Below are 26,993 nucleotides of genomic sequence, written 5' to 3'. Positions count from 1 at the left end.
TGCGCCAAGGCAGGTTTCGTTGGGATCAGTGCGGTTGAGAGGGTTGTGTCGCCCGCCAGATGGCGCGTGCCAGATCAGCCTGGGTGAAGGGTTTGGCAAGCCGCGTCAGCCCCGGATCGAGTCCGGCGGGCAGCTCGGCGTAGCCCGAGGCGAGAATGATGGCTATCGCCGGGTAGTCTTGCTGGATTTCGGCGATCAGTTGGGAGCCGGTCATTTGCGGCATGGCATGGTCGGTTATCACCAGATCGACCCGTATGTGCTTGAGCAGAACCAGCGCTTCGCGGGCGGAGCGTGCCATGAGTACCTGATGATCGTATTCACGCAGCATGTCCGCCGTGTTCATCAGCACCAGGTGATCGTCGTCGACAGTCAACACCGTGAGGGGAGGCATCTGGGGAGTCGGCTCGGCAGCCTTCACCGGACGGGGGCGATATTCGGCCTCGATGTTCAGCGCCGGCAGCCAGACTGACGCTACCGTCCCTTTGCCCGGCTGACTGCTAAGCAGCAGCTTTCCTCGGGATTGCTCGGCGAAGCCATGCACCATCGACAATCCGAGGCCGGTGCCCTTGCCGACGCCCTTGGTGGTGAAGAAGGGCTCGGTGGCGCGCTTGAGTGTCGGCGCGTCCATGCCTTCACCCTCGTCCCGCACATCGAGACGTACATAGCGACCAGCGGGCAGGCCCTGGTCTGGCTCCTGTAACACGGCCTCGGCCGCCTCGATGTGGATATGCCCTTTGCCGCCCATCGCGTCCCGTGCATTCAACGCCAGGTTGAGCAGGGCTGCTTCGAGCTGGTTGGGATCGGTCTCCACGAACGGCAAGCGGTCTGCAAAGCTGGTCTCGATGGTCACCATTGCGCCGAGCGACCGCTCCAGCAGTTCGGTCATACCGATGACCAGCGAGCGCAGATCGACCTGCTCGGAGCGAAGTTCCTGTTTACGAGCGAAGCTGAGCATGCGCGAGGTCAAGGCTGCGCCGCGTTCGACGCCCGCCCGAGCATTATTTACCAGCCGCACCAGCGCGGGATCGTCCGGCATGCGTTTGCCGAGCAGCTCCAGACTGCCCTGGATCGCCATCAGCAGGTTGTTGAAGTCATGAGCGATACCGCCGGTCAGGTTGCCCAGCGCCTCCATCTTTTGCGCCTGTTGCAAAGCCTGCTCGGCCTGTTTGCGAGCAGTGACCTCCACCGCTTCAGGCACGATCGCCACGACGTCGCCATTTTCGTTACGTACCGGCCGCATGGCAAAGTCGAACGAACGAACGCCGGTTGGCAGATTCACTGTGATATCCAGCGCAACCGGGCTGCCCGCGGCGACCCGCTCGACGGCTTCGCGAAGCTGCTCAGGCGCCCCTGGCGTACCGCTGAACCAGGGCGTCTCCCAGAAAAGCATGCCGGTTACGTCTTCCGCGCTGGCACCGATGCCGGCAAGTGCGGTGGCGTTCATGTATAGCAGCCTGCCAGTGGGCGCTATCAACCCTTGGTACATATGCGTGGTTTCGGATACCGCGCGGATATGCGCCTGGCTTTGCGCCAGCGCAGCGGTCCGCTCTGCCACCTCGACTTCTAGCGCTTCACGGAAGCGCTGCTCGGCCAGGCGTACCTCGGCCTCCGCCCGGACTCGCTCGATATGTGCCCAGGACCGGTCGGTAACCTCTGTCATCAGCGCTATTTCGTCGCTGGTCCAGTTGCGTGGCTGGTCGTGATGTACTGCCATCAAGGCGGTCAAGCGGCCTCCCTTGACCAGCGGCAGGCATATGGTGGCGGCGAGCCCTAGTGCCAGAAACGTCTCGGCTTCGTTGGCAGGTAACTGCTGGCGGGTGTCGTGCAGAATCAGCGGGCGACCGGCACTCAGATTGGCGACCGCGAGCTGGCCAAAATCGGCAAGGTGATGATGGCCAATGATCCCCGACGCGCCAGGCTTAGACCAGTTTCCGCGAATATTGAAGCCGTCCTCGTCCGCGTCCATATCGGCGTAAGCACACACCGCGACGCCGAGATAGGCGCCAAGCATCGCTGTGGTGATGTCCAGCACCGAGTCGGAATCGGAGCGAGTCGACGTAGCCTTGCCCAGGCTGTCGAGAAATCGTGCACGGTCTTCGGCCTGGGCGCGCTCGGTGACGTCGTAACCGGTGATGAATATGCCGCTGACCTTGTTGTCGCCATCAGTGATCGGTTGAAAGACGAAATCCACGAAGCGCTTTTCTTCGTTTTCGTTCAGACCCCGGCGGAGCTCTACGGCCGAGGTGCTGGCGTAGGCTTCGCCGGTGCGGTAGACCTTGTCGAGCAATTCAATGAAGCCCTGGCGAACCAGTTCAGGCAAGGCCTCGCGCACCGGCAGGCCCAGCAGCGGCCGCTCGCCGACAAGTTGCCGGTAGGCCGGGTTGGCCATTTGATAGATATGCTCCGGCCCCTCTAGCATGGCCATCAGGCTCGGCGCCTGCTCGAAAAGTCGCGCCAGCCGCGTTCGCTCAGCCTGCAGGCGATTTTTCGCGCGTACGCTTTTGCTGGTTTCGACCACTACCGCGATGACCCCCGCCGGCGCTCCGCTTTCGTCGAGCACCGGAGAGTAATCCAGATTCACCCACACTTGCTCGGGTCGTCCGTGGCGCAGCAGGGTGAATTCCTGATCGTGGTAGGTGAGCGTTTCGCCTGCCAGACCCGCACGCATGACGTGATCGTTGAACTCGGCAACCTCGGGCCAGCCCTGGCGAACATCGCAGCCGAGCAGTTGAGGATGACGCGCACCGGCGAAGCGGGAATAAGGGTCGTTATAGATCATCACACCTTCACGACCCCACAAGAGGACCATCGGCACCGGCGAAAGCAACAACATGCTGGTGACCGTCCGCAGGCTCTGCGGCCAGGATTCCAGCGGGCCAAGAGGGGTAGCCGACCAGTCATGTCGACGAATGAGTTCGCCCGTATCGCCTCCACCGCGCAGGAATGAAGAGGGGCGCGGGTGGTTGGAGGCGTTTGAGTCGGCGCTCGTCATTTATTTTTTTTTCCGATAGATGATGTCGCAAGCATAAGTCACATCAGTGGGATTGAACAAAGCGAAGCGGGGCTGTCGCCGAGCGAATCGTTGTTAAAGCCCCGGCGTTTCCTGCCGATATGTCTGTTGGAAGGCCCCGCATCACAAAACGCCGCCCGGCGAGGGGCGTTGCCGCCACACGCATGGCACGTTCTGCCGATGGCAGCTACCTTGAATTTGCTTTAAATTAGGCCACACGTGTGCGACCGGACCTGCGAATCCACTCCGGTTCGGTCCCGGGCCCCCCCAAGGCTCGTCGTCGAATAACAACAAAGTCGTCAACACCAATAGAGACCCATTCATGTCGATATCCAGGCTCCTGCACTTGGGGCTGTCGCTGCTTTTACTCACCCCCGGCGGCGCCAACGCAATCGAACTGCTCAACGGCAAACTGGCCGTCAATGGTTTCGGCACGCTAGGCGTGGCGCGAAGCACCGATTCCAATGCCGAGTTCATTCGTGACATCAGCCAGCAGGACGGCACCGCCGGTGACTGGGATGGTGATGTCGATAGCCGCTTCGGCTTGCAGCTGCGCGCCGACCTGACCGAAACGCTCGACGCGATGGTGCAGGGCGTGTCGCGCTATGATCATAACGGTAGCTACGAGCCCAAGCTGACCTGGGCGTTTCTGCGCTATAACCCGGATCCGGCGGTGACGCTGCGTCTGGGCCGGGTAGCCCTGGATAGCTACATGCTCGCCGACTCGCGCGATGTCGGTTACTCGTATCTCTGGGTGCGGCCACCGGTGGATTATTACGGTACGCGGCACCTGTCGCATATCGACGGGGGCGATATCGTGCTGCGCCGCCCGCTTGGGGACGGGCTGCTTTGGGGCAAGCTGTACGCAGGGCTGGCGGACGAGAAGGTGAATTCCGATCTCGCCGGCGTTGTACTCGACGCAACCGGTAGCCGCGTTTATGGCGGCCACATCAATTACGAAGTCGGCCGCTGGCGCTGGCAGCTCGGTCTGGGTGAAATCGATTACCGTCTTGAGGCGCCTGATGAATTCCTGAATCAGCTCGATCTGCTTGCGTTCTTTCAGCCGCGGCTGGCCGAAGGGCTACGCGATGCGGTCTCGCCCACCACCATCCAGATGAGTTCGCTTGGGGTTGCCTATGACCGCGGACCGTTGCAGATCCAGGCGATGCTTGGTCAGCTCAACCGATCCGGTGACGAAATAGACCTTACTACTGCGTTCATTACTGCAGGCTACCGCCTCGAGCCGGTAACGCCTTTCGTGTCGCTTTCGGGCGCTCGTACCCGGGGCTTTGCGCTGAGCGAGTTTGGTATCCCTTCGAATGAGAAGGCAGGTCTCACCCAGCAGACCCTTTCTCTGGGTGGGCGTTACGACGTGGCTCGAAACATTGCGCTCAAGGGTCAGGTGGACTTCATCAATGTCGATCAGGTGGGGCTCATGTGGCGCCATGTACAGCCTGACTGGGACCAGGACACGGCAGTGTTCAGTCTCGCTCTCGACTTTGTCTTCTAGGGGGCCATATGAAGAGATATCCGCTTCTACTCGCCCTGCTGATCCTGTCACTGTCAACGCCCGCATCGCTTCGAGCCGAACTGGTGGCGGTTGCTCACCCGAGTGCGAAGATCACCCAGTTGAGCCGCAGCGATCTGATCAACATTTTCATGGGACGCTATCGTAAGCTGCCTTCCGGCGTCGCGGCGTTGCCTGTGGACCTTGGGCCGCTCAGAGAGCGCTTCTATCGCCAGTTGGTCAACAAGGACCTTGCCGAAATTAACTCGTACTGGGCCCGTCTGGTGTTCTCCGGTCAGGCCTCGCCACCCTTGCAGATTGCCGAGGAGGCGGAAATGCTCGCTTACCTGCGTCGCAATCCCGGCGCGATCGGTTTTATCGACAGAGCGAACGTACCCGAGGATATGGTGGTGGTACTGGCGTTCCCTGACCGGCCGCCACAGTGAAATCATTCGCTCGCCTGTTCCGCACCCGGCTGGCCCTGCGTAGCGCAGCGCTGACGCTGGTTGCGGTGGGCTTGCTCGGTGCGGTGTCATTGATCGGCGCAATGCTGATCAGCGAACGGCGCGAGCGCAACGAGCAGCACCATCGCCTGGAAGAATTGCTGGACACTGTCGAGCGTACGGTGCAGATCGCCTGTTTCCTGGATAACCGCGATCTGGCTGCGGAGGTCGCCAGCGGCTTGCTCAGCAACGGCATCGTCGGCCGGGTTCAGATCGTGCAGGCCGGCTCGGTCCTCCTGGAAATGGGTGATAGCGACCGGCGGCGGGCAGTCGCGTTGGAGCGGTCTGTCGTTTCTCCCTTCGTCGACGACGAGGAAGTGTGCCGGATCGTTCTCACGCCCAACGTCGAGCAGATCCGCCGGTCAGTGTTCGAGGCATCGCTGTTCATTGCCATCCTGCTCACGCTACAGCTGATCGGGATCGGCGCTGCGGTGGTCTGGGTCATCGTGCGGCTGGTGACGCGACCAATCAGGGATGTCTCGCGGCGGCTACGCCACCTCGATGGCGAAAGCGGAGAAAAGCTCAGCATTCCGCCTGGTAACGAACGCGACGAGCTCGGGCGGCTGGTCATGAGCGTCAACGCCATGATTGACCGGCTGGTTTCGTCGCTGCGCGGGGAGCGGGAGCTCCGAGTTCAGCGCGAGATCGAGGAACGTCGTTTTCGTACCATTTTTGACAATGTTGAAACCGGTATTTTTGAGGTCGACGGAAGCGGTCGGGTGTTTTCGGCGAATCCGGCTTTCAAGCGTATGTTCGGGCTGGACGCTGCGACCGATCTGTCGGCCGGCACGCTGCGACTTTGCGATCTGTGCGAGTTGCCAATGGATGACATCGACGCGGTGCTAGTTGCCTGCGAGGGAGATCGGCCCGCCCAGCAACTCGAGGTGCGGCTCGGTAGTGCGGCGCACCCGCGCTGGATAGCGATGCTGTTCAACGTTTATGGGCGAGACCGTTATCAGGGTGTGGCGAACGACGTGACGGACAGACATCTGGCTACCCAGGCCGCGGAGCAGATGGCACTGACCGACGCGCTTACCGGCCTCGGCAATCGCCGCGGCCTGTCACGACGCCTGGAGCAGGCGGCCCGCGAGTTGGAGCTTGATCCGGCACAGCGCCCAGTGCTGATCATGCTTGACCTGGATCGTTTCAAGCAGGCCAACGACACCTTCGGTCACGCCATGGGTGACCGCATCCTGCAGCACGTCGCGCGGCTGTGGGCTGAGCTGGTACGCGAAGATGATTTCGTCGCGCGGCTTGGCGGCGACGAATTCGTCGTGCTGCTCAACGGACCGGTCCGGCGTGAGTCGCTGGAACGCATCCTGTCGCGCTTCCTCGAGCTGGTCAATCTGCCCATACCCTTGGACGCCGATCGTTCGGCGCAGGTCGGCGCCAGCCTGGGCATCGCCACGCTTGGCGAGGATGCCCACACGCCGGAAACTCTGTTGAGTCATGCTGACGAGGCGATGTACCAGGCAAAGCGCGCAGGGCGCAATTGCTATCGCTTCTATGCCGACGGGGAGGGTTAGCCATTCGTCGAACCCGGCGAACTGTCTCGCTGGTAACGTCTCCAAAGGGGTGCACCGAGCAGCCTGGAGAGTACCCATGACAGACAAGCAGCACAGCCTCACCAATCGCCAGGGCCACCCGGTCCACGATAACCAGAGTTTGCGCAGTGTCGGTGAACGAGGACCGGCAACGCTGGAAAACTATCAGTTCATCGAGAAAATCACCCATTTCGATAGAGAGCGCATTCCGGAACGCGTGGTGCATGCCCGAGGAACCGCCGCGCATGGCTGGTTCGAGGCTTACGGGAAGATCGGCGACGAGCCGGCGACGAAATATACACGCGCCAAGGTGCTCACCGAAGCCGGCAGCAAGACCCCCGTGTTCCTGCGTTTTTCTACCGTCATCGGCGGCAAGGAATCACCGGAGACAGCCCGGGATCCGCGCGGCTTCGCCATCAAGTTCTACACCGTGGAAGGCAACTGGGATCTCGTCGGCAACAACCTGAAGATTTTCTTCATCCGTGATGCCATCAAGTTTCCGGACATGATCCATGCGTTCAAGCCGGACCCGATCTCCAACCGTCAGGAAGCGTGGCGCTTCTATGACTTTGTCCAGCATCATCCTGAATCGCTGCACATGGTCACCTGGGTCAAAAGTCCCTGGGGCATCCCGGCCGATTACCGGCACATGGAGGGCTCCAGTGTAAACACTTACAAGCTGGTCAACCCGGATGGTCAGGCCGTGCTCTGCAAGTTCTCCTTCGAGCCCAAGCAGGGTGTGAAGAACCTCACCTCGGCGCAGGCCGCAGAGATCCAGGCGAAGGATGTCGGGCACGCGACGCGCGATCTGTATGACGCTATCGAGCGCGGCGATTACCCGGAGTGGGAAATGTGCGTGCAGGTCATGGCCGATGGCGAGCATCCCGAGCTCGACTTCGATCCGCTGGACGACACCAAGCGCTGGCCGGAAGATCAGTTCCCGCTATTGCCGGTCGGCCGGTTGGTCCTCGACCGCAACCCGGACAACTTCCATGCCGAAACCGAGCAGTCGGCCTTCGGTACCGGCGTATTGGTCGACGGTATCGACTTCTCCGACGACAAGATGCTCCAGGGACGCACGCTATCGTATTCCGACACCCAACGTTACCGCGTCGGCGCCAATTATCTGCAGCTGCCGATCAATGCTCCCAAGTGCCCGACAGCGACCAACCAGCGCGATGGCGCGATGGCGCACTACGTCGACCGCGGCGGTGAAAACCCGCACGTGAACTACGAGCCCAGCTCGCAAAACGGATTGGAAGAGTCCGCGTATCCAGGCACCGAGTACCAGCCGTGGGTCGAAGGCCGTCTTGGACGTTACCAGACGACCAAATCCGAAGCCGACTACCGTCAGACGGGTGAACGTTACCGGACCTTCGAAGACTGGGAACGTGAGGATCTGATTGCTAACCTGGTCGAGGACATGAAGCAATGTCCGGAAGACATCCAGCTGCGTATGATTTGGCACTTCTGGCACTGCGACGAGGAGTACGGTCGTCGTGTCGCTGAAGGCGCCGGCATCGATCTGGACAAGGCCAAGCGGCTCCCGCCGCTGAAGGGGCGTGCAGCGCCCAACGAGAACCTGGCCAACCAGCGCTGATCGGAGACTCAGTCCGACTGTGTACTGCGCCACAACGCCGCGCCGCCGCTGATACCGGTGGCGTCCGGTTTGATGACCATCCGTTCGGATAATGCGATGTCCACCAGCCGGGCATTGCCGCCCGCCAGAATCACCCGATCAGGCCGCAGCATGCGGTCCAGCACTTCCAGCGCGTATTCGAGCCGCTGGTTCCAGCGGGTCTTGCCGATGCGTGTCAGGGCATCCGTACCCAGATATTGATCATAGGTGAGGTTGCTGCGAATAGGATGGTGGGCTATTTCCAGGTGCGGCATCAATTCGCCGTGCCGGAACCAGGCCGTGCCGAAGCCGGTGCCAAGCGTGATCACCAGTTCCAGTCCCACCCCATCGATCAGAGCGAAGCCCTGCATGTCGGCGTCGTTGAGCAGATGGGTGGGGCAGCCTAGAAGCTCGAAGATCTGTTGTTCGAGCGGGAAGTCGACCCAGGGCGCATTGCCCAGGTTCGCTGCGGTCAGCACGCGTCCGTCGCGCACAGCACCGGGGAACCCGACCGCTATGCGGTCATAGGCGGGAAGGGGGGTTACGAGGCCGCTGACCAGCTCGAGCATGATTTCCGGTGGGCAGGGGCGTGGCGTCGGGACGCGGACTCTCTCGCACTGCGGCGTGCCGGAGTTGTCCAGCACCGCCGCCTTCACTGACGTACCACCAATATCGATCGCGAGAATTCCTGCGGGCATGGTTGCTCCGTTGATTAGCTGACGCCGGTTGGTCCGACCAGAACCATGCGCACCTTCCTGGCCAGGTCGCCCGGCATGTACGGTTTGGGAATGACGTCGAACTCCGAGCCGCCCAGGTCGGTTCGCTCGAGCGAGCTCTCAGCATAGCCTGTGGTGAGCAGGACTTTCATCCCTGGCTTGCGCTTGCGCACCTCGCGCGCCAGCATGATTCCGTTCATGCCGCCTGCACGGTCAGGTCAGCGAACAGCAAATCGAAATGCCTGCCCTGGTCGAGAATCGCCGGCGCTTCGCGCGCGTTGAGCGCGATTTCCGACTCTCCCGCAGTCTTCGAGCACCATCCTGACCATCACCGCGCCACTGCGGCCGACGACTACTGCCAGGCGAACCGCAGTATTTCGTATCCCGTGCGGTTATGGTGTGCAATCACCGATCCCGGCTTGGCGTTCGCGTCTTCGCTTTTGGCCGATCTGACCTTGGCCGGCACTGGCAGCGCAGCTACGCTGGGAGCCAAACAACGCCAACGAGGATCGCCGATGCCCCGCCCTACGCTCACCGCCACGCAGGCCCAGGCCCAGCCGTCGCTGCCTCCGCCGGAGTCGGTACGTCTCGATCAGTTGCGCTTGATGCAGGGCTTCCCGCCGCCCGCGGACAAGCAGGTGACCGCAGCGACCTTCCTCACCCAATACCCGCAGATTCGCTGGGCTTTCCACCATATGCGCGAACTGCTGCCGACCCGGGCGATTCCGCGCGGCAATGGCGGCGTGGCCGAGTTGCCTCGCGATGAGGATCTGAGCGAAGCGATTGGAGGCATGCGCTTTCAGGGCCCCGAGGGCGAAATGACCTTCGCCGAGTACCTGAACAAGACCTATGCCGATGCAACCATCATTCTCAAGGACGGCAAAATCGTTTACGAGGCCTACCACGAAGGCATGCCCGACGATCATCCGCACATCATGTGGTCGATGACCAAATCCTTCGCCGGCATCCTGGCTACGCAGCTGATCGAAGAGGGCGTGCTCAACGCCGGGGCGCAGATCACCGATTACCTGCCGGAGCTGGCCGAGAGCGGCTGGAAGGGCGCCACGCTGCAGCAGCTGCTGAACATGACGGCGGACATCGACTACAGCGAGATCTACGCCAATGCCGAATCGGACGTGGTCAAGTACGCCCTGGCCGCCGGCATGAGGCCCGCTCCGGTGGACTACGCCGGGCACCGCGATCTGTACAGCTACCTGCCAAGCATCGGCCCGGCTGATGAACACGGTCGCTACTTCCGCTACCGCACGGTACACACCGAAGTGCTCGGCTGGGTACTGCGCCGGGCTACCGGCAAGCACATGGCCGAGCTGATCGGCGAGCGTATCTGGCGCAAGATCGGTGCCGAGCACGATGCCTATATGCTGCTCGACCGCCACGGTACCGAATGGGCCGGAGCCGGCATGGATGCCACCTTGCGTGACCTGGCACGCTTCGGTGAAATGATGCGTCTCGAAGGGGAGTTCAATGGCCAGCGCATCATTGATCAATCGGTCGTACGCAGCATCCGCGAAGGTGCCGACCGCGAAGCATTCAAGGCTTCCGGCCGCGACTATCAGCCCGGCTACTCCTACCGGAATCAGTGGTGGATCAGTCACAACGATGACGGCGCGTACGAGGCGCTCGGTGTGCACGGCCAGATGCTTCACGTCAATCCGAAAGCAGGGCTGGTGGTGGTGCGGTTGTCGTCGCACCCGGTGGCGACAACCGGACAAACCTTCCCGATGACGCTGCCGGCGCTCGAGGCGCTGGCGGATATGTTGAGGTAACGGGCTAGCCGGGTTCGTCGTCCCGTTCGAGCTCGTCGAGCATCTCGCGCGGGACGTCGCGCCGGTGGGCCAGGCTGGTATCGCCGGTATCGGGATGGTAGACGATGACCACCTCGCGCCGGTCGATCTGGCGACGCAGGCGCTCGACGCGCTGCTCGAGCGTCGCCTCGTAACCGTTGTCGGTCCCGTCGCGAGTGACGAAGTCTTCCAGCAGACGCCGCAGCGTCTCGGAATCGAGCAATTGGTAGGGTATCAACATGGGTCTACTTCCCGGATGACCAGTACGATGTGAGGGCCCGGCCAATGCTACACTGCCGGGCCTGTCGAGTTGAACCAGGCCGTCATGATCACCGATCCGCTGTTCTATCTGTGCGCCATCCCCGCCGTGCTGCTGTATGGCATCGCCAAGGGCGGGTTCGGTGGCAATATCGCGATTCTTTCCGTCCCGCTGATGTCGCTGGTCATCTCTCCGCAGATAGCCGCGGCGATCCTGCTGCCTATTCTCTGTGCAATGGATCTGATCGCGCTGCGTACGTTCCGTGGCCGCTGGGACAAAGCCAATTTGCGCATCATTGTCCCGGCATCGCTGGTCGGCGTGGTGCTCGGCGCGCTGACGTTTCGGGTGCTCAACGAAGCGCATATCCAGGTGATGATCGGTGCGATCGCGCTGTTGTTCGTGCTGAGCATCTGGCTGCGCCGCGACAACCCGCCGCCCAAGGGCGTGAGCCCGGTTCGGGGCAGCTTCTGGGGTATGGTATCGGGCTTTACCAGTTTCGGTATTCACGCCGGCGGTCCGCCGATCAATATCTACCTGCTGCCGCAGCGTATGGAAAAGACCGTGCTGATGGGCACCATCGCCGTGTTCTTCATGGTGGTGAACCTGGCCAAGGTGCCCGGCTACATCTATCTCGGGCAGTTCACTACCAGCAACCTGCTTACCTCGCTGGTGCTGCTGCCGCTGGCGCCGATCGGCGTGCGCATGGGCTTCTGGATGCTGCAGAAGACCAACGAGCAAGTGATCTACAAGCTGTGCTACATCTTCCTGTTCTTCACCGGCGGCAAGTTGCTGTACGAAGGCGTGCAGGCACTGATGACCGGCTGATCAGTTGCGCTTGCCGCCGCGGATCAGCTCCCTGAGCAAAAACCGCGAGGGGTGCACGGCTTCGGCTACGGGTCTCGGCAACGGCAGGGGCTCGCCTTCGAGCCAGGCGGCAATCAGTTCACCGCTGAGCGGCGCGCTGAGCAGGCCGCGCGAGCCGTGCGCCGCATTCACGTACAAGCCGTCCAGCCAGGGTGCGGGCGTTTCGAGCTTGCGCGCAGCGTCCTTGCGCAGCACCGCGTAGTTCTCGCTGAACGCCCGTGCATTGACTACCGGGCCGATAACCGGCAGATAATCGGGCGTGGTGCAGCGCAGCGCCGCACGTGCCTTGAGCTGCGCCGGGTCCAGCGACTGCGCAGTCACTGCCTCGGCAAAATCAGCCGAGAGGCTCGGCAACAGATTCAGATTATCGCGGCTTTCTTCGACGCTGGGCTCGCAGTCGATGCGGTCGAACCGAAAGCTGGCGCCGACGTGATGCTCTCCACCGCGTGCCGGCGACACGTAGCCTTCGGCACAGAGCACTGTACGCAGCTTCTGGCTGGTCTCGGTGGCTGGCAGGTGGGTTATCTGACCGCGTATCGCCTTGAGCGGCAGGTGAGCAGTTTGCGCGAATCGCAGGCTGTCGGCCGCGGCGCAGACGACCGCCACTGCGGCGCTGGCCAACGTATCGCCTGCGCTATCGAACGCTGTCCAGCGTCTGCCTGAGTCCCGTTGCAGCCGCATCGCATGGTGACACGTCAGCAGCGTGATGTTCGGGTGTTCCAGTAACGCGCGGCACAGCGCAGGCGGATGCACCCAGCCGCCGCCGGGGAAATTCAGACCGCTACGATCGACCCGTATACCAGCCAGCTCGCTCGCTTCGCTGGCATCCACCCAATGCAGGAACGCGGCGGGGTAGCCGTTTGCGGCGATCGCCCGCAGACGTGTTTCGTCCTTCTCATCCGCTGCGAGCTGCAGGATGCCGCAGGGGTCCCAGCTGACTCCGTCCATGGGCAGGCATTGGCGCAGTACCCGCAGGCAATAGGCATAGCTGGCCTGCACGAAGCGGGACAGCGGAGTAGGGTGGGCCGAGAGCTTGCAGTAGAGAATGCCCTGCGGGTTGCCGGACGCTTCCTGCGCTTCGCCAGGATGACGCTCGATGACCGTCACGGCCCACCCGCGCTGCGCCAGGGCGAACGCTGTGCTGCACCCGGCGAGCCCAGCGCCGATGACCAGCGCGGTACGCTCTGCCCGCGAAGGTGCGGGACGGTCGTACCATGGTGGGCTCCACGGTGACGCCGTTCGTGGCTGCAGTCGGCCTGCGAGCATCTCCCGCTTGCGCCCGTATCCCTTGACCTTTTGCATGGCGAAACCGGCGGCCTGCGAGCCGCGGCGCACGTCACCCACGCTGGTGAAGGTGGCGACCGTGGCGTGTTCGGCCGACAGGCGGGCCATCGTTTGGTACAACTGCGGCTGCCACATGTCCGGATTTTTGGCTGGCGCGAACCCGTCCAGGAACCAGGCATCGACCGATGCATCGAGCTGCGGCAGGGTCTCGAGCAGATCGCCGATCAGCAGCGTCAACGTCACTCGCCCGTCCTCGAAGCGAAACCGTTGCCAGCCACCAGCCGGATCCTCGTACTGTGCCAGCAACTGCGCAGCCCAGTGTTGGAGCTCCGGCCAAAGCGCCAGAGCGCGCTGCAAGTCGGTCAGGCCAAGCGGGAACTTCTCGGTGCTGACGAAGTGCAGCCGGCAACCGGCTGGAGCGCACTGGTCCCACAGCTGCCAGGCGCAGAGGAAGTTGAGGCCAGTGCCGAAGCCGGTCTCGGCGATGCAGAACGTATCTTCAGAGGCCAGAGATGCCCAGCGCTCCGCCAGAGCGTTGTGGTGGAGGAACACGTGGCGCGTCTCTTCGAGCCCCGATTCGCGAGAGAAATACACATCGCCGAACGCAGCCGAAAACGGTTGCCCGTCGTCTGTCCAGGTCAGGTCTGCTTGGTGCGGGGAAGAGGTCACAGCGGCTCCGCCGAAATCGATCGGCGCTCATTGTAACGCCAACTCATGGCGTCATCGTACCGCGCTGGCTGTCAGCTCATGTTCGGGAGAATCAACAGCAGCCAGGTGGCGAGAAATACCAGCGCAACCGTCGACCATTTGGCTTTCGGGAATCGTTTCATACCGTACCTTATTGTTCTTGTTTGGGGCGGCTCTTGTCGGCCGCCGGCACATCCATTCCGGCAAATCATCCTGCGAGCACCAATCCGGCGCCTCTCAATGCAGGTAACACTTAACGTCCGTTACAGCGTGGGATGGTAGCTGCCGCACATCCGTTCCATCATCCTAGATGCCAATCCGATGATCTATTAGATGAATTGGCTACAACCGGGACGACTATTGTCGCCATCGTCTATGACGAAGCGATGACGTCTGCAGCCCAGCAATGGCGGCATTATCGTGCAAGGCCCGGGACAAAGCTATCGCTGGCAAAAGGCTGGTATGGGCTCATTAACAGTCAGTGGCCGGCAGTCTCGAGCAGCCGATCAGTGCGGGACGCCATGATCAGATCGTTGCGCTGCACGCCGCCCAGCGAGTGAGTCCACCAGGAGACGGTCACCTTCCCCCATTCGGTCAACAGGGCTGGATGGTGATTCTCCGCCTCGGCCAGCTGACCGACCTGGGTTGTGAATGCCAGCGCCTCGGCGAAATTCGAGAATGCGTACGACTTGGTCAGCCGCGGTACGTCATCGATCTCGACCAGTTGCCAAGCGGGCAAGTCGGCCAGCAGCGGGTCGATCTCGGTGCGGGTAAGCAGTTGCCGAGAGTGGGTAGAGAGGGGTTGGTCCGCGAGGCGCATGGCAAAAACTCCGGTTCTGAAGGTCTACTGAGCGTAGCAGCTGGTTATGCGGGTACTGTTGCGGTGCGTTTCGGCGGTATCATTACGGCTTTTGGCCGGCGGAGGACACATGGCGCGTAGATGGTGGGGCCGGGCGTTGCGGTTTATGGGCTGGCGCCCCGACAACACCACGCACCAGGAAAAGCTCATCTCAGCCCTCGGCGCCACGCTCTCGCTGCTGCTGGTGTACTGGGTCACGCATCTTGGTCTCGCCGGCGAAGGCGCTCTGTGGGTGACAGGCTCGATGGGTGCCAGCGCAGTACTGGTGTTCGCCATGCCGCACGGGGTGCTGTCGCAGCCATGGTCAGTCATCGGCGGTCAGACCATCTCAGCCGCTTTTGGCGTGGCCTGTCTGATCTGGATGCCACCGGGCCCATGGGTCGCGGCGCTTGCCGTGGGCGGCAGCATCGCGCTGATGATGTATGCCCGTTGTCTTCACCCGCCGGGCGGCGCAACAGCGATGATCGCCGTGTTGGGCGGGCCCGCGATCGTCTCGGACGGGTTCAGCTTCGTGTTGTATCCGATCCTGCTCGACTCGGTCGTCATCATTGCCGCCGCAATGTTGTTCAACGGCCTGTTCGCATGGCGACGCTACCCCCTGGGTCTGGCCAGTTTTCAGGTCACCCGCACTCCCGGCATTGCGCCGGAGGACTTTCATTACGCCCTCAAGCAAATGAATTCGTTCAAGGACATCGAATTTGACGACTTGCTCAAAGTCATGGAGCTGGCTAGCAAACATGCCCGCGCCGACTCGTTGGATGAACGTGATCTTTTCGAAGACGCCTTCTACAGCAACGGCCTGCCGGGCGAGAACTGGTCGGTACGTCAGCTGACGCAGATCGTTCATACCCGGCCTGGGCGCGCGGGGCGCGTCCGTTATCGTATCGTCAAGGGCAAAGGAGAAGGCGGCAACGGCATCGCCAAGACCAGCGAATTCCTCCGGTGGGCGCGCTATCAGGTGGAAAAGACCGACGACGGCTGGCATCGCATCAACCAGACCGCTCCGGCCGGGCAGGCTTCAACCAAGGCTTAACCAAGTCTTGCCTTCGAGGGTGCTACCCCGTGTAGGAGCGGCTATCGCCGCGAAGAAGAATGCAAGGTTTCTCCTTGAACCGAACCCCTTGGGGCCGCAAAAACCTACCCACACCCACCAATACAGTTGCCCCTCACACAGCCACCTCATCTGTAACTATCGACACTTCAACCCGAGCCCTACAATGGTGCGGTCCATCTCCTTTGCCTCGAGCTCTCCATGCACATCACCTCCGGCCGTTGGGTCTACGGTTTCCTGTTGGCACTGACCACTACCATGCTCTGGGGTGTGCTCCCGATCATGCTCAAGGAAGTGCTCAGCGGCATGGACCCGTACACGGTCACCTGGTACCGCCTGTTCACGGCGGGTGTGGTGTTGTTCATCTGGCTTGCATCGCGCGGCAAGCTACCTTCGATCCGTGCCCTGTCGACGACCAACCGCTGGCTGCTCGTTGTCGCCATCCTCGGTCTGGCCTGCAATTACGTGCTGTATCTGATGGCACTGAACCGCCTGACGCCCGGCACCATGCAGCTGATGATCCAGACGGCGCCGATCATGCTCATGCTCGGCAGCATGCTGGTATTCCGTGAACGTTTCGGCATCGGCCAACTGATCGGTCTGCTCACGCTGCTGGTCGGCTTCGGGCTGTTCTTCAACCAGCGGCTGGAAGAGCTGTTCACCCAAGTCACCGACTACACACTCGGCATCCTCATCACCTTGGCCGCCGCCTTCACCTGGGCGCTGTATGGCCTGGCGCAGAAGCAGCTGCTGAGCATCTGGTCCTCCGTCCCGGTGATGATGGTGATCTATCTGGCCTGCTCGATACTGCTGTTCCCCCTGGCCTCGCCGTTGCAGGTGCTCGAACTCACCCCATTGCAGGGCTGGTTCCTGGCCGGTTGTTGCCTGAACACTCTGGTGGCCTATGGCGCCTTCGCCGAAGCACTGGCCCACTGGGAAGCCTCCCGCGTCAGCGCCACCGTCGCCACCACGCCCTTGTTCACATTCAGCATGGTGGCGCTGGGTTCAATGATCTGGCCGGGCGTAGTCAAACCGGAGCTGCTCAACAGCTTGGCGTATCTCGGGGCGCTACTGGTCGTTACCGGTTCTGCGCTGATCGCACTGGCGCCCAGCCTGATCCAGAATCTGCGTAATCGGCGTGTGAAGCGCATTGCGGAAACCCCGCCGCCACCGGCGAGCTGACTTCAAGACGCATTCCCACGCCGGTCGCGATCACCCAAACGTGTGACCTGGCTGCCAATTGGAAAACCGGGATGGCTGTAATATGCTCGGAATCAGGCAAGGGACGCCTCGACTCACCCGCCTCACGGCACGGACAGCCGTCTCCTCCTCAAGCCAAGTCGTCTGAAGTGCCGCTTTGCCCGTCAGCGCAGGGTAGGGCTGTAGCATGCCTGAAGCACTCATCCGGGCGGGCTCTGCACACCGGCAAAGGCCTGGCCAAGCACATGGGTGTAGATCTGCGTGGTAAGGACATCGGAGTGACCGAGCAGTGTATGTGGCCTATTTAGTGCGGCTTCGCCTCAATGTTCGATGCCGGGGCTTTTTTCAGCCTGCCCTATTGGCTGGCTATCCATCACTCATCGTCGCTAGCATCACTCGTCTGAAAACTATCAATGCAAAGGAAGAGGTATGCCTGTCCTTACCATGATCGAGTTTCCAGAGGTTAGAAAGCAGACATACGAGGCGCTCGGAGCAAGTCTCGCGTCAGGCGAGGTGCCCGGGGGAATCATATTCCATTCATGTGGAGAGGTTCCGGGAGGATGGCGCATCGTGGATGTGTGGGAGACTCAGGACGAATTTTGACCGGTTCGTTGATCAGATTCTCTTGCCAGCTGCGCGTGCACTCGGCTGGCCGGAGCCGTCCAAGCGTGAAACTTTCCTGGCGCATCACGCCGGCCAGGTGATCAGATAAGGGACCAAGATGCCTTGTATTGAACCATTCGTTCGGCTCGGTCGCCAACGGAGCGCGCCTTCACTTAGGAGCTCGCGATGACGCTCTCTGCTTGGCTCGTCTACGCGCTCGCCGTACTAGTGCTCACCGTCACGCCAGGGCCAAGCGTACTGGTCTGCGTGTCGACTTCCATCAACCTGGGCGCGCGGAGCGCGTTAATCACTGCGTTCGGGAGCACGGCGGCGATTGTTTGCATCATGGGGCTGTCTGCCCTAGGTCTGGGAGCAACCCTTGCGGCGTCGGAAACACTGTTCACGGTGCTGAAGTGGGTTGGCGCAGGTTATCTGCTCTACCTCGGTGTCGCGTCGATTATCTCGGCTGACCGAGACATAACGGTTCCCGAGACCACGCAGACGACGAGCAAAGGATTGTTTGTTAGGGGCTTGCTGGTGGGCGCGAGTAATCCCAAGGCATTACTGTTCTTCGGTGCGCTGTTCCCGCAGTTTATCGTGCCCGGTCAGCCGCATCTTCCGCAATTCGTGTTGCTGGGGGTGACCTTCGTGTTCCTCGAGCTGTTCTGGTTGGGCGTCTATACGCTGTTCGCGGCTAAGGCCAAAAGCTGGCTCCAGCAGCCACGCCGTGCCAGGTTGTTCAACAGGACTACAGGCGTGGTCTTTGTGTTGGCCGCCGGCTTGCTGGCAAACAGCAAGCGTGCGGACGCATAACCGAGTAGCCATACAAGGCGCTGCTTTGATGTGGTAGGTGAGAGAGACCCGCCGAGACGACTCTCTCTCACCGGAAAAGCCAGATTCAGCCGGCTCTTACGCCCATCGCAATGCGATCGCCAACGTTCTGGTCAATCTTGCGCCAGTAGTCGATTGCACGTGATAACACCGGCTCCTCTACGCCATCCATAAGGTGGCCGACAACGTTGCTGACCAGGCGATCCCGCGCGGCATCGTCAAAGACTTCGCGCACCATGGTGCCGGCCTGACCGAAGTCGTCGTCTCCGGGGTGCAGCGTGTAGGCCTGCCGTACCATGTTGCCGCTCGCACTCCACACGTCCACCGGCGGGTTGAGGGTGGGGTCCGCAGCGGGGCCGCCCTTCGAGTTGGGGGCATAGACAGGGTCGGTGACGTTATCCATGCGCATGGCGCCGTCCTTGCTGTAACTGTGCACCGGGCTCTGCGGGCGGTTGACCGGGATCTGCTTGTAGTTCACCCCCAGCCGCGCGCGGTGTGCGTCGGCGTAGGCGAACACACGGCCCAGCAGCATCTTGTCGGGGCTGAGCCCGATACCGGGCACCAGGTTGCTCGGCTCGAAGGCGGCCTGTTCGATCTCGGTGTGGTAGTCGGTCGGGTTGCGGTCGAGCGTCAGCTTGCCGACCGGAATCAACGGGTAGTCACCATGCGGCCAGACCTTGGTGAGGTCGAACGGGTTGAAGCGATACTGGTCGGCATCAGCGAACGGCATGATCTGCATGTGCAGCGTCCAGCTCGGGTGTTCGCCACGCTTGAGTGCTTCATAGAGATCGCGGGTGTGGTAATCAGCGTCTTCGCCCGCCAGCTTGTCCGCTTCTTCCTGCGTGAGACATTCGATGCCCTGATCGGTCTTGAAGTGGTATTTTACCCAGAATTTTTCGCCCTGGGCGTTCACCCACATGTAGGTGTGGCTGCTGTAGCCGTTCATGTGCCGCCAGGTCTTGGGAATACCGCGGTCGCCCATCAGCCAGGTTACCTGGTGGGCGGACTCGGGGGAGAGTGACCAGAAGTCCCATTGCATGTCATGGTCGCGCAGGTTGGTATCGGCACGACGCTTCTGCGAACGAATGAAGTGCTGGAATTTCAGCGGGTCACGAACGAAGAACACCGGCGTGTTATTGCCGACCATGTCGTAGTTGCCCTGGCTGGTATAGAACTTCACCGAGAACCCGCGCGGGTCGCGCCAGGTATCAGGGCTGCCGCGCTCGCCGGCGACGGTGGAGAAGCGCATAAGTACATCCGTCTTAGTGCCCGGCTGGAACACGGCCGCCTTGGTGAACGCGCTGACATCGTGCGTCACTTCGAAATGGCCAAATGCACCACCGCCCTTGGCATGGGGCTGGCGCTCGGGGATGCGCTCGCGGTTGAACTGAGCCATCTGCTCAATCAGGTAATGGTCATGCAGAACAATTGGGCCGTCCGGACCAATTGTCAGCGAGTGCTCATCGCTTGAAACAGGAATGCCCGCATCGTTGGTCGTTGGTTTGCGCGTTTCATCAGACATATCGGATTTCCATTCGTATGTTGTGGACCGAACGGCAGTGCCCGTAAGTTGCCAGCAGCTCGGTCCGGGGGATCACCAACCTTTACAGCAGCTGACCTGTGTCTTCGGTATAGATGAGGAAAAGTAATCTAACCAGCCAGAGCTGATCGAATATATCTATCGCGCTGATTGATTGCTTGTGGCCGTAAAGTCAGGGCGTGGTGGAACGACAGCAAACGCTTCGGTGCGTTGGCACATCAGGTCCCGGCAACCTAAGACGCAGCAAAGGAGGGCAATATGGATTTTGCAGGCAGTTGCCATTGTGGTTCTGTGCGGTGGAAGGGGACTCTGCCCGCAACGGCGGTGCTCAAATGTCACTACAACAACTGCAGAAAGCTGCAAGGCGGCGACTACAGCAGCTGGGTGGTGGTACCGCGATCGCAGTTCCAGATCGCTGAAGGTTTGGAACATATTTCCAGCTACAACGCGAATGACGTATCCAGCAAATCCTTTTGTTCCTTTTGCGGCTCGGCATCATTCCTGGTTAACGGGAAACATTTCCCAGGTCATTTTGTATTGCCCCTTGGCGCAATCGATGACTATACCCAGGCGCTCGCTCCGCAGATTCAGGTCTATACGCCCGATAAGGCGCCCTGGGTGACGCTGCACGACGACGAGCCAGTTGTCAGCTAAAAATCGAGGTAATGGCGCGGGCTTATCAGCGTTGCGTTACGGTGCGCTGCGGCGCAAAGGGCGAACGACTATGCCGAGCTTTCTGAAATTGACTCTGGTCGCTGTGGTAGTGCAATTACTTGCTTGGGGACTATACAGCGCTGGCTATCAGATCCTGGATGGGAAGTGTGATCCGAAGTTCGGATGCTTCGGAGTGGTGTGGTTCGCTATCGTCTATGGCGCGACCTACGCCGTGCTTTTCGTGCTTCCGTTCGTGCTGGCGTTTTTCATAACGCGGCTTCACCGCGTCCCGGCAACATCAGCGCTCGCCGCCGCGGTCATCTCCGGAACGTTTGCGGCTGCATTGAGTATTTCTGTGAAATGGTGGCCTTACGGTGTTCCGTTCAATTTCGTCGCCTGGCCCCTGGCTTATTTTGTGATCAGTATATTGTCGATGTGGGTCGTGCCGGCTGTTCACTGCCGGCTCCGGCCCGATATCCCTTAGTGCTCAATCCGCCTTATTGACAGGGCTGCCCGCTGGCCCGGCGGTCCCAGGCCGTGGCCTTGGTTGCCTCTTCGCGCCCCGCCTCGCTAGAGCATCTTCTCGGGCTTCACTGCCTCATCGAACCCTTTCTCATCCAGATACCCCAGCTCCAACGCTGCCTGCTTGAGCGTCGTGCCTTCCTGATACGCCTTCTTGGCGATGTCCGCCGCCTTGTCATAGCCAATGACCGGGTTGAGCGCAGTGACCAGCATCAATGAGTTGTCCAAATGCTCGCGCATGCGTCTCGCATCCGGCTCTAGCCCTTCGACGCAATGTTCACGGAAGCTGTTGCAGCCGTCTGCGAGTAGGCGAACGCTCTGCAGGAAGTTGTGAATGATCACCGGCTTGAACACGTTGAGCTGCAGCTGCCCGTTGCTGGCGGCAATGGTGAGCGTGGTGTCGTTACCGATGATCTGACAGGAGATCATGGTCAGCGCTTCGCACTGTGTCGGGTTGACCTTGCCGGGCATGATCGAGCTGCCCGGCTCGTTGGCCGGCAGACGCACTTCGGCGAAGCCTGCGCGGGGGCCGCTGCCGAGCAGGCGCAGATCGTTGCCGAGTTTCATCAGAGTGACGGCAAGCTGCTTGAAAGCAGAGTGCAATTGCACCAGCGGTTCGTGCCCGCTGAGCGCGGCGAACTTGTTTGGTGCGCTGGTGAAGGGGAGGCCAGCCAGCGATGCGACTTCTTCGGCAAGCCCTTCAGCGAAGCCTTGCGGGGCGTTGAGGCCGGTACCGACGGCGGTTCCGCCCTGGGCCAGCTCGCACACCAGCGGCAGAGCCTGCTCGACTGCGGCCAGCCCCATGTCCAGTTGCGCGACGAAGGCGGACAGTTCCTGGCCGAAGGTCACCGGGGTGGCGTCCATCATGTGCGTGCGACCGATCTTGATAAGCTCGGCATGCTGCGTGGCCTGGGCATCCAGTGCGTCGCGTAGAGCACGTACAGCTGGCACCAGTCGGTCACCGGTTTCCTGCACCGCCGCAACGTGCATGGCGCTGGGAAAGGTGTCGTTGGAGCTTTGCGACTTGTTCACGTGATCGTTAGGGTGCACCGGCGATTTCACGCCCAGCGGCTCGCCGGCCAACTCGTTGGCACGGTTGGCGATCACCTCGTTGACGTTCATGTTGCTCTGGGTGCCGCTGCCGGTCTGCCAGACGGACAGCGGAAAATGATCGTCGAGCCGCCCCGAGAGTATTTCATCCGCAGCCTGTTCGATGAGCGAGGCGACCCGCTCGTCGAGGTTGCCGAGCTTGCGATTGGTGCGCGCCGCCGCCTTCTTCACCAATGCCAGCGCACGTACCACTGCCAGCGGAATGGGTTCTTCGCCAATGGCAAAGTGATGGAGCGAGCGCTGCGTCTGGGCGCCCCAGTAACGGTCGGACGGTACCTCGATCGGGCCCATGCTGTCGGATTCGGTGCGTGTGCTCATGATCTCTCCGCTGTGTTTGCCGTTGGCTGTGCTGTCAGTATAGAAAGCGACATGTCGAATGAAGTCGACACCGTCGCGATGGTTTGGTTGCCGGTGTTTGGGCTGGGTGAGTGACCGCCGATCCGCATTGCAGCGACTGCACCGTGGCCACACGTGGGATACACTAGCGCATCGTTCGTACACAGCTGAACCCAATCCGGAGAATCGCCATGGGCCCGACCCAATCCGACCTCGAACAGGCGCTGCAAGGCCTGACTCCCAGCCATCTCGAGCTGGTCAATGAAAGCCACATGCACAGCGTACCGCCCGGATCGGAGTCGCACTTCAAGGCGGTGATCGTCAGTGGTGAGTTCGCCGGGCTGAATGCAGTCAAGCGTCACCAGGCGGTATACCTCACACTGGGTGATCTGATGTCGCGTATTCATGCGCTGGCTCTGCACACCTATACCCCCGACGAATGGGCCGCGCGCATGCAGGCGCCGGACTCGCCCAACTGCCTCGGCGGGAGCAAGGCCGACCGGCACTGATTCACCGCCGGCGGCAAACTTGCTAGACTCCCGCGCTTTCAATGGTGCGCCCTTTACGTGGGCGATTACTGAACACGAGGTAAGTCATGTCCCGCATCGTCGTCGTGGCGCTGTACAAGTTCGTCACGCTTGAAGATTATCAAGAGCTGCGCCAACCCCTGCTCGATACGCTGATTGTCAATGGCGTGAAGGGCACCCTGCTTCTGGCGCTGGAAGGCATCAACGGCACCATCGCCGGGCCGCGTGACGGTATGGATCAGGTGCTTGCCTGGTTGCGCCAGGATCCGCGCCTGGCCGATCTGGACTGGAAGGAGTCGCTCTGCGACGAAATGCCGTTCTACCGCACCAAGGTCAAGCTGAAGAAAGAGATCGTCACCCTCGGCGTGCCGGGCGTGAGCCCGAATGAGAAGGTCGGTACCTACGTTGAGCCGAGGGATTGGAATGCGCTGATCAGCGATCCCGAGGTGCTGCTCATCGACACGCGCAACGACTACGAGGTGTCCATCGGAACCTTCGAAGGTGCAGTCGATCCGAAAACCAAGACCTTTCGTGAGTTTCCCGAGTACATCAAGCAGCATTTCGATCCGCAGAAGCACAGGAAAGTTGCCATGTTCTGTACCGGCGGCATCCGATGCGAGAAGGCCTCAAGCTATATGCTGCAGCAGGGTTTCGACGAGGTGTATCACCTCAAGGGTGGCGTGCTGAAGTACTTCGAGGACGTGCCTGCCGAACAGAGCAAGTGGGATGGTGAGTGCTTCGTGTTCGATAATCGGGTCACCGTGCGCCACGACCTTGCTCCCGGCTCGTTCGACCAGTGCCACGCTTGCCGTCACCCGATCTCGGGCGAAGATCTGGCTTCGCCGAAGTACCAGCAGGGCATAAGCTGTCCGCACTGTTACGACAGCCTGCCGGAGAAGTCCCGGCGCCGCGCAGAGGAACGCCAGAAGCAGATCGAGCTGGCACGCCGGCGTAACCAGCCGCACCCGATCGGCCTGCCGCAGGAACTGGCTTCGCCGAACGCCAAATCGTGACGGAGTAACCGATGTCCCAGCGCTTGCTGTACGTAATGGACCCGATGTGTTCCTGGTGCTGGGGCTTCGCTCCGGTGGTCGATGCGATGATCCAGCTTGCCCCCGAGCTGCCGTTGCACTTGGTCGCTGGCGGGTTGCGTCCCGGTCATGGCGAGCCATTGGACGAACGGACCCGCTCGGCACTGGCCGAGCATTGGCAGGCAGTGCAGGCTGCGTCGGGGCAGTCGTTCGTATCGCCGTCTCAATTACCCGATTCTTTTATCTACGATACCGAGCCTGCCTGTCGGGCGCTGCTGGTCGGCCGCGGCCTGGACGCAGCGCGAGCCTGGCCGTTCGTCCGGCTGATGCAGCACGCCTTCTACGTCGAGGCGATGGATCTGAGCGATGCGCGGGTGCTGATGGAGCTAGCGGTGCAGGCTGGCTACGATCGCAGCCAATTCGCTGAGGCCTACAGCTCGGAGCTGGCGCGCGCGGCGATCGCGGCGGACTTTTCCTGGACGCGGGATCTGGGGATATCGGGTTTCCCCACATTGCTGGCCGAGCGTGACGGCCAACTGGCTTTGCTGGCCAACGGGTACCAGCCGCAGGAGGTGGTCATCCCGCTGTTCGAGCGCTGGCTCGCGGCAGGAAGAGGTGTCGCCTCAGCGTGATCAGCTTGTCGACCACGGTTCACCTTGCACTGCATGTACTGTTGCCACTCGCTGTAGCCTGGACGTTTTTCCGCGCCCGCTGGAAGCGGGCCTGGCTGATCATGCTCGCGACCATGCTGGTGGATCTCGATCATCTGCTCGCAGACCCACTGTTCGACGCCAATCGCTGCTCGATAGGTTTCCACCCGCTACACAGCTACACCGCAATCGGTGCCTACCTGTTGATGTCCCTCTGGCCGCCGACACGTCTGATCGGGCTCGGCCTGCTGATTCATATGGTGGTCGATGCGAGTGACTGCTGGCGCATGTCAGGCTTCGCCTGGCCTTGAACGCTCATCAAGCGGGCGTCAGGGCGGGCCATGCTGACGGAACGGATACGGCGTTGCCCTGAGCGGCCTGAAAGCCGAGTTCGGTCAGCGTGGCTAGCTCCGCGTCGGTCTGTACCTGTTCAGCTACGCAGGGCAGCTCCAATTGCCGGGCCATTCCGATCATTGCGTGCAGGTAAAGGCGGCGCGACGGTTCGCTGTCCAGGTCGCGGATGTAGTCCGCGTCCACCTTCATGTAGGTCAGTTCCAGTACCGCCCAGTTAGCCAGCGAGGAGAGGTCACGCCCGCAATGCTGGACGGCCAGCGTACAACCCAGGGCGCGCAGGCGCTGCAATTGTGCAATCAACTCCGGGCCAGGCGACACGCGGCGGATGTCGATCTCGATGGTCAACCAGCGACACAGGGCGGAGCGCATGGCGAGCATGCTATGTATGCCGCTCAGCGCATCTCGCTCGAGCAGCGTTCGCGCGGTGAGGCTCACCGCGATAGGGGCCGGCTGTCGCTCGATCTGGGCCAATGCCATGGTCAGAACGCAGCGATCGAAGGCGTTCGCCAGGCCGAGCTTTTCCAGCCTGTGCAAGAACTCTCCGGCTGGCAGCAGTCGATCGTCACCCAGCGGGAGCCGCGTCAGCAGTTTGTGGCGGAGGGTCGACCCATCCGACAGTGATTTCATCGGCTGGAAATGCAGCACGAAGCCGCCGCGCTCGCACGCCTCGCTGAGCATTGTCCGCCAGGCGTCTGCGCTGAGCTTGCCCAGCACGTCCAGCGTATCTGCCTCGATCATGCCGGGTTGCAGGCCATTCGCTGTCGCTTGGGATCTGGCCAGAGCCTGATCGATCCGTTCCAGCACCGCACCGCGCTGATCGCCGGCCCGGTAACCGGCGATGCCCAGGCTCACCGGTATCGCGTTCGCGACGTTTGCCCAATCCAGCTTGAGAGCCAGTGCGCCAAGTCGATCAGCGATCGCTTCCAGTTCGGCAGGCCGGCTGCCGGGAACCAATATCAGAAATTCGCCGCCGCGGGAACGGCAACAGAGCCAGTGCGGGTATTCCTCGCCCAGTACGCGCAACGGAGCTGCGAGACGATGCAGCTGTTCGTCCACCGCAAGCGCGCCGATACGCTGATTCTGTTCGTCGAGGCCGTTGAGGCGCAGGGCCAGGACCGCGCCTGCTGGAGCGTCATCATCCAATGCGCTGGCCAGCGCACGCTCGAAGGCGAGGCGATTGGGGAGCGCCGTCAGCGGATCTTCGAACGCCTGGCGGCGTAGCTGCTCCGCCAGTGCGCTTTCCTCGGCAAAGAGTCGCTTGAGCCGGCTGCTCATAAGATTGAGTGTGGCGCCGATCTGCCGCAGCTCGCGGGTGCGCGGCAGGGGATCGAGTTGGTAGTATTCGCGGCGACTGGCAGCCTCGGCCTGCCTGGACATGGTATCGAGGGGCCGCAGCTGACGGCGAAGCAGGGCGACACCAAGTATCGAGGTGAGCGAAGCGCAGACCAGCAGCCATACGAGCGTCTGAGTTGCGGCGCGCCACAGGCTTTCAATCGCAAGATGCGGATCGCTGGTGACCTGGACTTCCCCGAACTGCTGCCAACCCTGCATGAGCAGGGCCTGGCCTTGCTTTGGTTCCAAATCTGCCAGGCGGGAGAACCACAACGGTGCGGGAAGCTCACTCGATACCCGCTCGCGCTCGAAGAGTGTCCGGCCGCTGGCAGCCGAGCGGATGCTGATATTGCTGAAGTAGCCGCTGTCGAACATCGAGCTGACCATCAGCTCGATCATTGGCGGGTCTGCCAGATGGGGCGACAGTGAAAGGGCGAGGGCACTGGCGGCATCGTCGGCGTGCGACTGCAATTGCGCCGCCAGCTGAACGCGCGAATGCTGCAGGTTGATCATGAAACTGCCGGCGAAGGCGACGGCCAATACGAAGCAGATGGCCAGGCTCAGTTGTTTAACCAGCGACATGCTCGTGTCCTCTC

The 26,993-nt window shown here is 61.6% G+C and carries 23 protein-coding genes and 1 pseudogene; 15 read left to right on the top strand and 9 right to left on the bottom strand.

Annotated elements, in window-relative coordinates; all coding sequences use genetic code 11:
- Positions 1 to 25 precede the first annotated feature (25 nt).
- Complete coding sequence (locus BLT85_RS09415) at positions 26 to 2,992, bottom strand: PAS domain-containing protein (protein ID WP_093393709.1); 2,967 nt, start codon at positions 2,990 to 2,992, stop codon at positions 26 to 28.
- Between the two features lie 340 nt (positions 2,993 to 3,332).
- Here BLT85_RS09415 and BLT85_RS09410 point away from each other — a divergent pair, with 340 nt between their 5' ends.
- The 4 genes from BLT85_RS09410 (at position 3,333) to BLT85_RS09395 (ending at position 8,164) form a co-directional block, all read left to right on the top strand.
- Positions 3,333 to 4,520, top strand: coding sequence for a porin (locus BLT85_RS09410; protein ID WP_093393706.1), 1,188 nt, complete (start codon positions 3,333 to 3,335; stop codon positions 4,518 to 4,520).
- Between the two features lie 8 nt (positions 4,521 to 4,528).
- Positions 4,529 to 4,963 (top strand): hypothetical protein, encoded by a 435-nt coding sequence (locus BLT85_RS09405; RefSeq protein ID WP_093393703.1) that lies wholly within the window; start codon positions 4,529 to 4,531, stop codon positions 4,961 to 4,963.
- Positions 4,960 to 6,546: a sensor domain-containing diguanylate cyclase gene (locus tag BLT85_RS09400; RefSeq protein WP_093393700.1), complete on the top strand. Its 1,587-nt coding sequence runs from the start codon at positions 4,960 to 4,962 to the stop codon at positions 6,544 to 6,546. Before BLT85_RS09405 ends, BLT85_RS09400 begins: the two co-directional genes overlap by 4 nt.
- A 76-nt stretch (positions 6,547 to 6,622) precedes the next feature.
- Complete coding sequence (locus BLT85_RS09395; protein ID WP_093393697.1) at positions 6,623 to 8,164, top strand: catalase; 1,542 nt, start codon at positions 6,623 to 6,625, stop codon at positions 8,162 to 8,164.
- Between the two features lie 8 nt (positions 8,165 to 8,172).
- On the opposite strand, the gene BLT85_RS09390 is transcribed toward BLT85_RS09395, so the two are convergent.
- Both BLT85_RS09390 and BLT85_RS16880 read right to left on the bottom strand, forming a co-directional pair.
- Positions 8,173 to 8,880 carry an ROK family protein gene (locus BLT85_RS09390; protein ID WP_093393694.1) on the bottom strand — a complete coding sequence of 236 codons (708 nt, stop codon included), beginning with the start codon at positions 8,878 to 8,880 and terminating at the stop codon, positions 8,173 to 8,175.
- Between the two features lie 14 nt (positions 8,881 to 8,894).
- Positions 8,895 to 9,224: pseudogene (locus BLT85_RS16880) on the bottom strand (response regulator); the annotation flags it as partial.
- 189 nt (positions 9,225 to 9,413) lie between these two features.
- Between BLT85_RS16880 and BLT85_RS09380 the strand changes: the two are divergent.
- Positions 9,414 to 10,685, top strand: a complete 1,272-nt coding sequence (locus BLT85_RS09380) for a serine hydrolase domain-containing protein (protein ID WP_093393691.1) — start codon at positions 9,414 to 9,416, stop codon at positions 10,683 to 10,685.
- Positions 10,686 to 10,689: 4 nt separating this feature from the next.
- Here the strand turns inward: BLT85_RS09380 and BLT85_RS09375 are convergent, their stop codons facing one another.
- Positions 10,690 to 10,944: a YheU family protein gene (locus BLT85_RS09375; RefSeq protein WP_093393688.1), complete on the bottom strand. Its 255-nt coding sequence runs from the start codon at positions 10,942 to 10,944 to the stop codon at positions 10,690 to 10,692.
- An 84-nt stretch (positions 10,945 to 11,028) separates the two neighbouring features.
- On the opposite strand from BLT85_RS09375, the gene BLT85_RS09370 reads away from it, so the two are divergent.
- Positions 11,029 to 11,787: a sulfite exporter TauE/SafE family protein gene (locus BLT85_RS09370; protein ID WP_093393685.1), complete on the top strand. Its 759-nt coding sequence runs from the start codon at positions 11,029 to 11,031 to the stop codon at positions 11,785 to 11,787.
- Here BLT85_RS09370 and mnmC read toward each other — a convergent pair whose 3' ends face one another.
- Both mnmC and BLT85_RS09360 read right to left on the bottom strand, forming a co-directional pair.
- Positions 11,788 to 13,779 carry a bifunctional tRNA (5-methylaminomethyl-2-thiouridine)(34)-methyltransferase MnmD/FAD-dependent 5-carboxymethylaminomethyl-2-thiouridine(34) oxidoreductase MnmC gene (gene mnmC / locus BLT85_RS09365; protein WP_093393682.1) on the bottom strand — a complete coding sequence of 664 codons (1,992 nt, stop codon included), beginning with the start codon at positions 13,777 to 13,779 and terminating at the stop codon, positions 11,788 to 11,790. It lies immediately after the preceding gene.
- 496 nt (positions 13,780 to 14,275) lie between these two features.
- Positions 14,276 to 14,617 carry a 4a-hydroxytetrahydrobiopterin dehydratase gene (locus BLT85_RS09360; protein WP_093393679.1) on the bottom strand — a complete coding sequence of 114 codons (342 nt, stop codon included), beginning with the start codon at positions 14,615 to 14,617 and terminating at the stop codon, positions 14,276 to 14,278.
- Positions 14,618 to 14,726: 109 nt separating this feature from the next.
- Here BLT85_RS09360 and BLT85_RS09355 point away from each other — a divergent pair, with 109 nt between their 5' ends.
- From BLT85_RS09355 to BLT85_RS09340, 3 genes are all read left to right on the top strand, one after another.
- A complete protein-coding gene (locus tag BLT85_RS09355; protein ID WP_157718159.1) occupies positions 14,727 to 15,689 on the top strand; it encodes an HPP family protein in 963 nt (320 codons plus the stop codon).
- Between the two features lie 219 nt (positions 15,690 to 15,908).
- Positions 15,909 to 16,889 (top strand): DMT family transporter, encoded by a 981-nt coding sequence (locus BLT85_RS09350; protein WP_093393673.1) that lies wholly within the window; start codon positions 15,909 to 15,911, stop codon positions 16,887 to 16,889.
- 807 nt (positions 16,890 to 17,696) lie between these two features.
- Positions 17,697 to 18,323, top strand: coding sequence for a LysE family translocator (locus BLT85_RS09340; protein WP_093393671.1), 627 nt, complete (start codon positions 17,697 to 17,699; stop codon positions 18,321 to 18,323).
- Positions 18,324 to 18,408: 85 nt separating this feature from the next.
- Here the strand turns inward: BLT85_RS09340 and BLT85_RS09335 are convergent, their stop codons facing one another.
- On the bottom strand, positions 18,409 to 19,863 hold the full coding sequence (locus tag BLT85_RS09335; RefSeq protein WP_093393668.1) for a catalase: 1,455 nt from the start codon (positions 19,861 to 19,863) through the stop codon (positions 18,409 to 18,411).
- A gap of 276 nt (positions 19,864 to 20,139) precedes the next feature.
- On the opposite strand from BLT85_RS09335, the gene BLT85_RS09330 reads away from it, so the two are divergent.
- Both BLT85_RS09330 and BLT85_RS09325 read left to right on the top strand, forming a co-directional pair.
- Entirely contained in the window at positions 20,140 to 20,535 is a 396-nt protein-coding gene (locus BLT85_RS09330; RefSeq protein WP_093393666.1) for a GFA family protein, read from the top strand.
- Positions 20,536 to 20,605: 70 nt separating this feature from the next.
- The gene (locus BLT85_RS09325) at positions 20,606 to 21,019 is read left to right on the top strand and encodes a hypothetical protein (RefSeq protein ID WP_093393663.1); all 414 of its coding nucleotides are present in this window, start codon (positions 20,606 to 20,608) and stop codon (positions 21,017 to 21,019) included.
- An 86-nt stretch (positions 21,020 to 21,105) separates the two neighbouring features.
- Here BLT85_RS09325 and fumC read toward each other — a convergent pair whose 3' ends face one another.
- Positions 21,106 to 22,485, bottom strand: coding sequence for a class II fumarate hydratase (fumC, locus tag BLT85_RS09320; RefSeq protein WP_093393660.1), 1,380 nt, complete (start codon positions 22,483 to 22,485; stop codon positions 21,106 to 21,108).
- A 209-nt stretch (positions 22,486 to 22,694) separates the two neighbouring features.
- Here fumC and BLT85_RS09315 point away from each other — a divergent pair, with 209 nt between their 5' ends.
- The 4 genes from BLT85_RS09315 to BLT85_RS09300 all read left to right on the top strand — a co-directional run bounded on the left by BLT85_RS09315 (position 22,695) and on the right by BLT85_RS09300 (position 25,022).
- Positions 22,695 to 23,012 (top strand): BolA family protein, encoded by a 318-nt coding sequence (locus BLT85_RS09315; protein ID WP_093393658.1) that lies wholly within the window; start codon positions 22,695 to 22,697, stop codon positions 23,010 to 23,012.
- 86 nt (positions 23,013 to 23,098) lie between these two features.
- A complete protein-coding gene (gene trhO, locus BLT85_RS09310) occupies positions 23,099 to 24,043 on the top strand; it encodes an oxygen-dependent tRNA uridine(34) hydroxylase TrhO (RefSeq protein WP_093393656.1) in 945 nt (314 codons plus the stop codon).
- An 11-nt stretch (positions 24,044 to 24,054) separates the two neighbouring features.
- Positions 24,055 to 24,693 (top strand): DsbA family protein, encoded by a 639-nt coding sequence (locus BLT85_RS09305; protein WP_093393653.1) that lies wholly within the window; start codon positions 24,055 to 24,057, stop codon positions 24,691 to 24,693.
- Positions 24,690 to 25,022 (top strand): DUF6122 family protein, encoded by a 333-nt coding sequence (locus BLT85_RS09300; RefSeq protein WP_231701457.1) that lies wholly within the window; start codon positions 24,690 to 24,692, stop codon positions 25,020 to 25,022. Before BLT85_RS09305 ends, BLT85_RS09300 begins: the two co-directional genes overlap by 4 nt.
- A gap of 7 nt (positions 25,023 to 25,029) precedes the next feature.
- On the opposite strand, the gene BLT85_RS09295 is transcribed toward BLT85_RS09300, so the two are convergent.
- Complete coding sequence (locus tag BLT85_RS09295) at positions 25,030 to 26,979, bottom strand: EAL domain-containing protein (RefSeq protein WP_093393650.1); 1,950 nt, start codon at positions 26,977 to 26,979, stop codon at positions 25,030 to 25,032.
- Between the last annotated feature and the right edge of the window lie 14 nt (positions 26,980 to 26,993).

It is taken from the genome of Halopseudomonas xinjiangensis (genome assembly GCF_900104945.1).
GTDB lineage: Bacteria > Pseudomonadota > Gammaproteobacteria > Pseudomonadales > Pseudomonadaceae > Halopseudomonas > Halopseudomonas xinjiangensis.
The sequence above is the reverse complement of the archived record's forward strand: the minus strand, read 5'-3'. Positions and strand labels throughout refer to the sequence as shown.

Excerpts from the sequence above, each read along its gene's own strand:
- BLT85_RS09415 (WP_093393709.1), bottom strand. The coding sequence starts at position 2,992 with ATGACGAGCGCCGACTCAAACGCCTCCAACCACCCGCGCCCCTCTTCA.
- BLT85_RS09395 (WP_093393697.1), top strand. The coding sequence starts at position 6,623 with ATGACAGACAAGCAGCACAGCCTCACCAATCGCCAGGGCCACCCGGTC.
- BLT85_RS09305 (WP_093393653.1), top strand. The coding sequence starts at position 24,055 with ATGTCCCAGCGCTTGCTGTACGTAATGGACCCGATGTGTTCCTGGTGC.
- BLT85_RS09315 (WP_093393658.1), top strand. The coding sequence starts at position 22,695 with ATGGGCCCGACCCAATCCGACCTCGAACAGGCGCTGCAAGGCCTGACT.
- BLT85_RS09380 (WP_093393691.1), top strand. The coding sequence starts at position 9,414 with ATGCCCCGCCCTACGCTCACCGCCACGCAGGCCCAGGCCCAGCCGTCG.
- BLT85_RS09360 (WP_093393679.1), bottom strand. The coding sequence starts at position 14,617 with ATGCGCCTCGCGGACCAACCCCTCTCTACCCACTCTCGGCAACTGCTT.
- BLT85_RS09340 (WP_093393671.1), top strand. The coding sequence starts at position 17,697 with ATGACGCTCTCTGCTTGGCTCGTCTACGCGCTCGCCGTACTAGTGCTC.
- BLT85_RS09335 (WP_093393668.1), bottom strand. The coding sequence starts at position 19,863 with ATGTCTGATGAAACGCGCAAACCAACGACCAACGATGCGGGCATTCCT.
- BLT85_RS09295 (WP_093393650.1), bottom strand. The coding sequence starts at position 26,979 with ATGTCGCTGGTTAAACAACTGAGCCTGGCCATCTGCTTCGTATTGGCC.
- BLT85_RS09325 (WP_093393663.1), top strand. The coding sequence starts at position 20,606 with ATGCCGAGCTTTCTGAAATTGACTCTGGTCGCTGTGGTAGTGCAATTA.
- fumC (WP_093393660.1), bottom strand. The coding sequence starts at position 22,485 with ATGAGCACACGCACCGAATCCGACAGCATGGGCCCGATCGAGGTACCG.
- BLT85_RS09370 (WP_093393685.1), top strand. The coding sequence starts at position 11,029 with ATGATCACCGATCCGCTGTTCTATCTGTGCGCCATCCCCGCCGTGCTG.
- BLT85_RS09330 (WP_093393666.1), top strand. The coding sequence starts at position 20,140 with ATGGATTTTGCAGGCAGTTGCCATTGTGGTTCTGTGCGGTGGAAGGGG.
- BLT85_RS09350 (WP_093393673.1), top strand. The coding sequence starts at position 15,909 with ATGCACATCACCTCCGGCCGTTGGGTCTACGGTTTCCTGTTGGCACTG.
- BLT85_RS09405 (WP_093393703.1), top strand. The coding sequence starts at position 4,529 with ATGAAGAGATATCCGCTTCTACTCGCCCTGCTGATCCTGTCACTGTCA.
- BLT85_RS09355 (WP_157718159.1), top strand. The coding sequence starts at position 14,727 with ATGGCGCGTAGATGGTGGGGCCGGGCGTTGCGGTTTATGGGCTGGCGC.
- BLT85_RS09390 (WP_093393694.1), bottom strand. The coding sequence starts at position 8,880 with ATGCCCGCAGGAATTCTCGCGATCGATATTGGTGGTACGTCAGTGAAG.
- BLT85_RS09410 (WP_093393706.1), top strand. The coding sequence starts at position 3,333 with ATGTCGATATCCAGGCTCCTGCACTTGGGGCTGTCGCTGCTTTTACTC.
- trhO (WP_093393656.1), top strand. The coding sequence starts at position 23,099 with ATGTCCCGCATCGTCGTCGTGGCGCTGTACAAGTTCGTCACGCTTGAA.
- BLT85_RS09375 (WP_093393688.1), bottom strand. The coding sequence starts at position 10,944 with ATGTTGATACCCTACCAATTGCTCGATTCCGAGACGCTGCGGCGTCTG.